General features: G+C 54.7%; 13 protein-coding genes. 5 read left to right on the top strand and 8 right to left on the bottom strand.

Features of this window, described 5'->3' with window-relative positions; all coding sequences use genetic code 11:
• The 5 genes from C4542_08255 to C4542_08235 all read left to right on the top strand — a co-directional run.
• Positions 1-403, top strand: a 403-nt coding sequence (locus C4542_08255) for a hypothetical protein (protein ID RJO60831.1), incomplete at its 5' end; no start/stop codon positions are given.
• Between the two features lie 311 nt (positions 404-714).
• Positions 715-1,680, top strand: a complete 966-nt coding sequence (locus tag C4542_08250) for a hypothetical protein (protein ID RJO60830.1) — start codon at positions 715-717, stop codon at positions 1,678-1,680.
• Positions 1,681-1,710: 30 nt separating this feature from the next.
• Complete coding sequence (locus C4542_08245; GenBank protein RJO60829.1) at positions 1,711-2,898, top strand: hypothetical protein; 1,188 nt, start codon at positions 1,711-1,713, stop codon at positions 2,896-2,898.
• A 1-nt stretch (position 2,899) separates the two neighbouring features.
• Entirely contained in the window at positions 2,900-3,136 is a 237-nt protein-coding gene (locus C4542_08240; protein ID RJO60828.1) for a hypothetical protein, read from the top strand.
• Between the two features lie 9 nt (positions 3,137-3,145).
• Positions 3,146-3,367, top strand: a complete 222-nt coding sequence (locus C4542_08235; protein ID RJO60827.1) for a hypothetical protein — start codon at positions 3,146-3,148, stop codon at positions 3,365-3,367.
• Positions 3,368-3,555: 188 nt separating this feature from the next.
• Here C4542_08235 and C4542_08230 read toward each other — a convergent pair whose 3' ends face one another.
• The 8 genes from C4542_08230 to C4542_08195 all read right to left on the bottom strand — a co-directional run bounded on the left by C4542_08230 (position 3,556) and on the right by C4542_08195 (position 9,247).
• Positions 3,556-3,795 (bottom strand): hypothetical protein, encoded by a 240-nt coding sequence (locus C4542_08230; GenBank protein RJO60826.1) that lies wholly within the window; start codon positions 3,793-3,795, stop codon positions 3,556-3,558.
• Between the two features lies 1 nt (position 3,796).
• A complete protein-coding gene (locus C4542_08225) occupies positions 3,797-4,279 on the bottom strand; it encodes a hypothetical protein (GenBank protein ID RJO60825.1) in 483 nt (160 codons plus the stop codon).
• Positions 4,266-4,568 carry a hypothetical protein gene (locus C4542_08220; GenBank protein RJO60824.1) on the bottom strand — a complete coding sequence of 101 codons (303 nt, stop codon included), beginning with the start codon at positions 4,566-4,568 and terminating at the stop codon, positions 4,266-4,268. The genes C4542_08225 and C4542_08220 overlap by 14 nt, the downstream gene beginning before the upstream one ends.
• Positions 4,546-4,854: a hypothetical protein gene (locus C4542_08215; protein RJO60823.1), complete on the bottom strand. Its 309-nt coding sequence runs from the start codon at positions 4,852-4,854 to the stop codon at positions 4,546-4,548. The genes C4542_08220 and C4542_08215 overlap by 23 nt, the downstream gene beginning before the upstream one ends.
• 61 nt (positions 4,855-4,915) lie before the next feature.
• Positions 4,916-6,421, bottom strand: coding sequence for a hypothetical protein (locus C4542_08210; protein ID RJO60822.1), 1,506 nt, complete (start codon positions 6,419-6,421; stop codon positions 4,916-4,918).
• A 10-nt stretch (positions 6,422-6,431) separates the two neighbouring features.
• On the bottom strand, positions 6,432-7,598 hold the full coding sequence (locus C4542_08205) for a hypothetical protein (GenBank protein ID RJO60821.1): 1,167 nt from the start codon (positions 7,596-7,598) through the stop codon (positions 6,432-6,434).
• Between the two features lie 8 nt (positions 7,599-7,606).
• The gene (locus C4542_08200; protein RJO60820.1) at positions 7,607-8,026 is read right to left on the bottom strand and encodes a hypothetical protein; all 420 of its coding nucleotides are present in this window, start codon (positions 8,024-8,026) and stop codon (positions 7,607-7,609) included.
• Positions 8,027-8,035: 9 nt separating this feature from the next.
• Positions 8,036-9,247 (bottom strand): hypothetical protein, encoded by a 1,212-nt coding sequence (locus C4542_08195; protein RJO60819.1) that lies wholly within the window; start codon positions 9,245-9,247, stop codon positions 8,036-8,038.
• Positions 9,248-9,255: the final 8 nt, after the last annotated feature.

Here is a 9,255-nt window from a genome sequence, read left to right as displayed (position 1 = left end):
GGGCGCGGCGAGTGCTACCGGGGACAGTGGCGCGGCGAGTGCTACCGGGGACAGGGGCGCGGCGAGTGCTACCGGGGACAGGGGCGCGGCGAGTGCTACCGGGGACAGTGGCGCGGCGAGTGCTACCGGGTACAGGGGCGCGGCGAGTGCTACCGGGGACAGTGGCGCGGCGAGTGCCGAGGGTAAACATTCGGTGGCGTTAGTCACGGGCGTTGACGGTAGGGCGCGGGGGCGGCTTACCGACTGGATTGTGCTTACCGAGCGCGAACGCAATGCTGATGGCGAGTGGCAAATCAAGGGGATGAGAGCGGTTCCCGTAGACGGGAAAACAATCAAAGAGGATGTCTATTACACCCTAAAAAATGGCAAGATTATCGAGGCAGAAGATGCAACCCCACAATGACTGGTGGTCGGCTGGAACGAAGGCAAGCTGTGACCATGAATGGGAGTATGACCGTGCCCACCATGATCCGCAGGTAGGTGATGTCCGGCGCTGCCTGAAATGCGGGCATACTGAGACCTACCAGCGTCAAGTAACTTTCGGCCACCCCGGATGGATAGGAGTATGGAGATGAACAGACATGAACTTATCTGCGAGTTACGCAAGCTGATCGCCAGTATTGAGGATGGCATGGAGCCGGGCGATGTCGGCTGCAAGATGGAAGACTTGCTGGAAGAAGTCTATGACACGGAAGATAGCGGAGAGGAGTTTTAATGCTTACAAAGGAACAGCTTGCCGGGCGGGCGCATTATATTGGAGCATCTGAGGTTCCGGCTCTTTTCGGAGAGCATATTAAGCTCACTGGTACAGACCTGTGGTTGATGAAAACCTTCCCGCTGGAACACAAGGAGTTAAACACGGCGGCGGGTGAAATGGGCGACGACTTTGAAGAGCCGCTGATTAAGTATGCTATACGGGAACTTGGGGTACAGGCTACGGTGGAACCCGAACGACTGTTCGCCATCCATCCTCAGTGTCCCATCCTTGCCGCAACGCTGGATGCGCTCATTGTCAGCGATGATGAGTACGAACTAAGCCTGGGTGAAGCCATAGAAGCGAAAACGACCAGCATAAACGACATGGAATTTGGCGGCAAGGATAACGAATGGGGAGAGCCGGGAACAGATCAAATTCCGAGCCGCGTGATCCTTCAGTGCCAAGCCCAAATTGCTTGCCACAACCTCAAGCGCGTCCATGTCGTAGCGTTGCTCGGTCGCATGGGACTCAAGAGGGAGCTATACAAGGTCGAGCGCAACGAACAGATCATACAGGCGATCATCGCGCAGGCGACTGCCTTCTGGAATACCTATGTCATCCCGAAAGTCCAGCCGCCCGAAGATTCCTTCGGCCTCGGCGGTCTTGATATTATCAAGCGCGTTATTCGCCAGCCGCAATCTTGGGCTACCGTACCGGATGACCTTATCAATGACTGGGATGCCAAGCGCACGGCCCGGCTGGAGGCCGAGAAGCTGGAAAAGGAAGCGCTGTCCCGTGTCCTGACCCCGCTCGGTGATGCGGAAGGCGTGAAACTACTCGATGGCCGGGTGCTCACCTACTTCCCGACCGTGAAGTCGATACTCGATCAGAGCAGACTCAAGGCCGAAGCCCCTGAGATATACAATTCGTTCCTGAAGGAGTCCGTATCCAGAACCCCAAGGATTAAGCAAGGAGAGGCGTGATGGCTCTCGGTAGGCAGATCAAGAGTCTCAATGACCTTAAGGTCGCTGCTCAATCCAAGCGTTCGGTTATTGTTCCGAATTGGTGGGGCAAGCCACGGCCAGCCGCATTTATACTATGCTTTCAGGGTGGCGTGCTGTGCAATCTGTTCAACGAAGGTATGTTTCTTTATGAGAAGGAGAGTAAGAATGTCGAACGGAACTGATGTTGCTGTCGTACAGCCCAAGACGTTGAAGGAGTACATCGAAGTCAAGCGGCCTGAGATCGCATCCATGCTGCCGAGCCATGTCAACGTGGAGCGCTTTCTTAAGAGTGCCATGCTGGCAGTGGCCCGTGACCGCAACCTGCAAGAGTGTACTCCGCTGTCACTGTTCACGGCTGTGGTCAATGCCGCAGAACTCGGCTTAGATTTTACGCCCGCAAGGGGGCACGCCTACCTCGTAAAATACGGCACGTCCGCTCAGATGATGCCAGGGTTTCGCGGAATGATCGACCTCGCCAAGCGCACTGGCGATGTGTCTCAGATAGAGGCACATATCGTTCACGATGCCGACCGCTTCGAGATGGAATTTGGTACAACGCCAAAGCTCGTTCACGTTCCAGAGATACGCAAGCCCACTGGCAAGCCGATTGGCGTTTATGCCGTGGCCCACTTTAACGATGGCACCAGCCAGTTTGAATTTATGAGCATTGAACAGGTGGACGCTATCCGCAAGCGTAGCAAGGCCGCTAACAATGGGCCGTGGGTCACGGACTACATGGAGATGGCCCGCAAGACTGTGGTGCGCCGCCTGTTCAAGTACCTGCCGAGTAGCAGTGACCTGCTGGACAAGGCTATCGAGGCTGACAATAAGGCTGTCGGCATGGTGGACTTTGAGATCGAGCCGATGGAAGATGGAGAAAAGACCAGCAAGCTGGCCGATAAGCTGGCGGCAAAAGTGGCTACGCCTGTTGCCGAGGAGCCGCCTGCTGAGACCATCAACGAATCGACTGGCGAAGTCGAAGGGCCTGCCCCGGCCAAGCGTGGACGCAAGCCGAAGGAGGAGGCGTTGCCGGTTGCTGACTACAAGGGACGGCTCAAGGCTGCGATGGCTATCTTTTCCGAACGGGAAGTGATCGAGGCCAAGGAGAAGTTGGGCATCAGGAAGTTATACGATACGGACTTGACGCAGGACGAAGCCAAGTCCATACTGCAAATACTCAACAAGGATGGTGAGTAATATGCCGAGGGAAAAGAAATCAATTCATGTCGAGCCAGATTTGAACATGGAACTCAAGCGGTTGAACTTCGTTGATTTTCTGGAGAAACTTTATGGCCGCAAGTGGGGTTCGCGGCGCAAGTTTGCCGAGGAACGCAAGCTCGATCTGAGCAAGGTCTACCGCCAGTTGAACGGCATTGAAAAGATAACGCCGGACATGCTTAAGGAGATGGCGGCGTTCGTTAAAGCCAACTCGTAGGAGGGAAGTATGTCTAAGTTTGCTGAGATGTTGGACGAAATATCCATATTGTCATTTGTGGCTCCCGTCAAGGTGACGCTATGGGTTTACAGTGACGCAGTGGATATAACGTGCAAGCGGTTAAACATTGAGACGGATTCTGATTTTCCCATTATGGATCGCAAGAAACAGTTGCGAAAATCTGCCGAGCGGGTTCTGGCGATACTCAAGGAACGGACGCAGGGAGAGTAAAACAGCCCCACCTAAGCAGGGCTGTTCTGGTCATCAGTCGCTTCGATAACGCCGTCAAGGGCTTTGCCGACAATCTCGCCGCCCTTGGCGGTTTTCTTTCCTGCTCCGATATTGCCGCTTTCGACCTCATCTGCGGCGGCACGGACGAAGAAAAGCAGGTACTGCCACCATTTCCTTTTTGCCACGGGTTACTCCTTTTTACTGCGGTTGGGCAGCCAGCCACGGAAAACAGATATGACATCATCAAACGTGTCAGCTTTTTCCTGAACCGACAGGCTACCGTCCTTGACACGGGCAAGGACTTGATTGAGAAGCCATCCGATGCGTCCCAGTTTCAGCACCAGGGTCGAAAGGAACGGCACTATCACCAGTGCGATCACCTGCCAGTTGGTGATGATATAATCCCAAGCTGCATATACCTGTTCCATATTACGCCTCCTTCTCAGCGTTTTGTGGATCGTTGATAGCGGAGTAGGCGTTTCCTACCCGGCGGTCAACGTGAACGAACTTCTTCTTTATGTAAAGGATTCTGCCTTTGAAGAATCCCTCGGTTTCGGCGTACCATAGTGGAGCCGGTAAGCCTGGAACGGATGTGTCGGCAGCACCACCATAAGCCACTTCGCGTACAGCCTTATCTATCTCTGATAAGTGCTGACTCTTCCCCGCTCCACCAACTGCCGCGTTATGCTTCGGGCACCGTACTCCGCAGCTTATGGCTATCGACAACTCACGATACGACTGGTCATCCAGCAACTTGCGGTACTTGACATACTCCTGCTTGGTATTGATGCGCTGGCGCAGCAGTTCAAGTATCTCGGCCGTCTTTTTTATTTCCTCGACCCAGTCCTTCTCGGCTCCGCAACCACAGTGGCAGCGGAACTCCCGAAGCGTAAAGTGCTCAGTCAATCGCATTGTGCTTGTCCCTTAGCAGGCGTTCTATCTCTTTCAGTATCTCGTTGTTCTCCACCTGCCGGGCGTTGATGCCGGTCAACTGGATTTCGACTACCGCGATCCTGCGGTCGGCGCTGCCATACGAACTATAGCTGGAAAATCCAGCGCCTACGGCAGTCAGCGCAGCCAGGGCGGCGGTGCCGATCACCCAATAGAAAGCGGAACGCAGATGATTTACCTCATCCTTACTGGCTCTCGACTTGATAAAGTCAAGCTGTTTATCCAATTCACTTCTGGTTTCTTCGTCCATCTGCGGCAATCCTTCGGGCAATAAGGGTGTCGCTCTCTACTATAGTCGTCAACGAGTCCCGCCTGACACTGTCCGGCTCGGCGGCATAGGCTTCCGCTATCAGGAATCTGCGGATAGACAGCAGCCGGGCCTTAGTCTCCATCTGTTCCATTTTGAGTTGTTCTACCTTGACCAGCAAGGTGTCCAGCTTTGTAGTATCCGGCTTGCCTTCCGCCTTATTGCCAGCCACCAATGGCGCGGCCAGTAAGGCGCAGACAAGCACCGCGTTTCTTACTCCGTTTATCATCACATTGTTCCTCCCTAAAATTATTGTTGTGTTTTAAGTCGGTTGAGCCATGTGGCCATTATTAATTCACGCCAGCCACACTCGTTGGACTCGCCACGCCTGCCACCTTAGCTGGACTCGCCACGCCTGCCACCTTAGCCGGGCCAGCGGGTTCAGAAAGCTCGTAAACAAAGACCTCTTTTGGTTTATAACCAGCCCCTTGTTCCGAAAAATAATTCGAGCACATGCAATCGTAGCCCGCTGTCCATGCAGGGGCACTATTATCAACCCAGTACCCGTTAGGGGTGACGAACGTGCAATATCCGCCCAGGTTTGCCTGAACATGAGCTATACCGGCGGCGTTGAGTGTATAATCATTATACCCCGCTACGCTCCATGCGCTCATGGCCTTGCGGATAGCCAGTTCAGTCAAGGTCAACTGGTCAAAATCGCCCACAACTAAAGCCGTCGGATCAGCCGGAGTGCCTTTTACAAGACACAATGCAGAAGCGGCCCAATCGTCCACCACCGAGCTATACCCATAAAAGCTGACTGTTCCAGAAAGAACCGTATTAAGAGCCGACACCGATGAATTGTCGAACGGGTAGAACTGGTGCTCAAGAATATCAAATTTATCGGTATTAGCATCACATCTAAGCCATCCGGCGGATGCGCCCGTACCCGCTAAGGCCGTACTGCTTCCAGCGGAAAGGGCTTTAAGTTCGGCCCACGACGATCCGGTGGCCAGGAAATAACTAATTGTCCCATCAGAAGCTCCGGTGTACAATGTAGCTGTAGCACAGACAACAAGCGGGTAAGAAGTATCATTAAAAACTTCCGCCGAGATAAATTCTTCATCACCGTTTTCAACGAGGACCCGCCCACCGCCTAACCGTAAGGACAGGTTGCCAGATTTATTATGGACAATCCGCACGTCCCCGCCGGGATTCTCGGTAAATATCCACCGCTCCATGAAACGCCCTTCGATTAATCTCAACCGGCGGGTACATATCCCATAATTAAGATCAAGCACGTTACCCTGATAGTTTGGATTTTGCGGATCAGTAACATGATGCACCCACGAACCAATGGGGTCTTTTCTCACTCCGTTCAGATATAAGGCCGGTGCCCAAGCAACATATTCAGACAATCCAAGTTGCCAGACCTGGACGCTTTCACCGCTGACTTCTGCGGTAAACCAGTTCGTTTTTGGCCTGTATATCCCGCCGGATAATTCAAAACCGGGAATTACCACCTCATTATCAGGTGTAACCATTGGCAGGTGCGAGGCGACTACAACATGAGCACCCTTATATCGCCCGGCTTGCACCTGATACATTTTTGTCGTCTCATGGCCCGGTGCATAATCGTATTTGAAGACAGCATCGTTATCTGGATCGACCTGCATCCGCTCCAGGACACGGCGCACAACCGGGTCAGTGATTACTTGTTTTGCCGGGTCTGTTATCAAGTTCGTTGCCCTCAAAACGCCCTGCTGCCCCGACAAGCGCTCTCCGGCAAGACCGTCAGCTACGGCCATTCCGGCGAATCCCGACATCGCTAATTTTATAAAGTCACGCCGTTCCATTCGCCCTCCCCTACTTCACCGTTATGACGTAAGTGGGCCGGAAATCGACCACGCCGGAAGTCGAATCCACCGTCACCCCCACGGGCTGTGAACCCATACCTGCCACGGTCGGGGCGTAGCGACTCATCTGGCCGGTAGCCACGGTATCTACGTAGACCACGCCGCCAATAGGCAGGTGTATCCAGCCCTCGGCGCGGGCATAGCCGGTGCGCAGGAACATACCTACAGCGCCCGAACTGGTCGTCTTGTCTGCACTCATGGCTGCGGCAGGGAGCAGGTAAGTTGCGCCCGTGGTGTCACCGTTGGCAAGGAACAGAGTATCGTTGCGCCAGTAAACGAGATCACCGAATGTCAAGGCGGCTCCGGCGATAGCGTAGAATACTTCACCGCTTACCGATGAATCCGGCAGGGTATTAGGACGGAGAACCTTGTTGCGTGTCGAATCGCGGCTGGTATAGGCCGGGATGGAATCGTTCCAGACCACGGTAGAGCTATCCCGCATGTCGGCCTTAGCTAAGTCCAGATACACTGCCGCCGTATCCCCGGCATCTTCGCGGGCACGGGTCTCGACTGCCCCGACGCTATCATTCCAGACTGCGGTAGCGGTATCTCTTATTTCGCCACGAACCGTTGCGGCAGAATCAAGAATCGCCTTCGCCAGCAGACTATCCACATAGAACTTTGTGGTAGCAAAACTGTTCTCTGTCGGGATTAAGACATCAATGGATATTGCCGTGGACGACGTGACGTTGCCGCCGACGCCACCGGACTCGCCGAGCCGGACATTGCGGATATACGTCATATCCCCATCCATGCGAACCGTGCTGTCGGTCTGGACGGTATCGCCAAGCAGTTTCCAGCGGGCGTTAGCCGTATCCTTGGCGATCTGCGCTACAAAGATTGTGTCACTGCCGAGGATTACGGTATCGCCGGAGGCCGAGGAGGTTCCCCACGTCATCTCACCGTTCAATCCGTTGGATAGCATGACGTAACCCGTTTCTGCCGTAGCCACGGATGGCAACTTGTATAGACTGTCGGCATCCCGGCCTACGGTCAGCGTCCCGTTCTTAAAGCCGGGAGTCGTTACCGCCGTTATCTGGGCGAACAAGGGGGCGCACAGGAGAACGACCGCAGCCAGTGCCTGTATCGCACCCCTATAAATCAGTTTTCTGCTCATCGTTCCTCCTATGAACTCTGAATAGTGTAATTGGCTCTTGCTGTCCACTTTATCGTAACATCAATCTCACCGGTAACGCGAACGTCCACCGTTTGATTGGTGGTATCGGCATTCAGCGTGGCATCCCATGCGGCCCCATCATCAAAGAACACGGGATCGCTCTGTGTCAGGCTGACCTGTGTAACATTGCCGCTGGCGTTACGCTTGAAAGCCCCGGCCAGCCGGTACGAAACCGACAGGCCAGCGTTGCCGCTGTCCGTCCGCCTGCCGGTGATCTGAACTTCGAGACTCATTGTCTGGCCTTCGGCAAGCGGTATTGACAGGATATCCGTTGCCGTGGCATCAGTGGTGGTAATCTCGTTTGTTTTTTCCCTCTGACCGAGGCCACTGGCTCCCGTGTCAAAGAACCCGCTTTTGAAGAAACTCATGTGGCCTCCTTAAAAGTTTTCGATCCAGCCAAGTGTCGTGACGCTACAGTACGTACTCGCGTTCGATGCCCGCAACCTGATCTGGCTACTGGTATCGGTACGAATGACAACATGCCCCGCCGTGGCGGTCGCCGCAGTCGTTGATGCTGTGTTGATCTGCCCTACGAGCGAGTTCGCGTTATAATCCGGCGCTTCATCAGTAACATCCGGGCTGCTGGCATAAATAGCGGTCACGGTCGAGGCATGAGTACCGGCCATGTTTAGTATGGCCCGAACCTGAACGCCAAGGGGCGTCGATAACGCATGGAGCGATGCGGTGGCCCCAAGGGTTCCATCCAGATCAACATCCAGCGGCGGGTCTTTCCACAGGAACTCATCGCCGTACTGAACAAAGGTGGTGATATACGGCGTGCCATCAGTCAGGAGAGCGCCAATGCGCCGGAATGTCGCATACCCTTCCGGCGGGTCTGGGTCGGTTGCGCTGAGGGATGTCAGTATGTCGGTCACTCCCGTTGTGGCGTTGTAAATGGCATAGACGTGATACCATGTGGATGTAGCCACCGAACCGGCATCGAGACTCCCGGCGGCAGTACCCACCGCCCAGGATGCCATAGTCTTGGTGTAGGCCGAAGTCAATGCCATATTGGCGACGTTGCCACTACTCCGGCACGCCCCAGCAGAAATGCCGAACGTGGTTGTATTGGTTCCAACGGATAGCGTCAGACCCTTCTTGTATCCATACGGCAGCGGCCCCTGCCCTTGGGCTACGTTGGTCAGATTCGAGGCATCCAGCGCTGGCAGGGTGCCGGAGACGGCGAGCAGGAGAACTTCACCCGCAGACGTTCCAGCGTTCTTCGTGGCCGCCGTTCCAAGGCCGAGCGTGCTTCGCATCTGAGCCGTAGTGGCATCGTTCAGCAAGGCCAGGATGTCATCGGTCACATCCAGAAAGAGTACGCCATCCATCGCATCGCCGATTTGCACCTCATCGCTGTCCTTCTCTATGATCTTATAAGTTCCGCGACCATAGATAGCCGCCTCGCCACGGCTATTGAGTTCTACGGGATTGGCATTGGCGACGGTGGCCTCAGCATCCTGATAGGTATCCTTCAGCGTGGTGGTGCCAGCCTCGTAGAAGTAGATAAATCCGCCGGAGTTGACGGTGCCGTCGTCCTTCCAGCTTTTGTAACGCGGCGCTAAGATTTGTAACGCTCGATCAGCCATAACTGCTC

The sequence above is a fragment of the Dehalococcoidia bacterium genome, assembly GCA_003597995.1.
Taxonomy (GTDB): domain Bacteria; phylum Chloroflexota; class Dehalococcoidia; order Dehalococcoidales; family UBA1222; genus SURF-27.
This window is presented reverse-complemented; position numbering and strand designations above follow the sequence as displayed.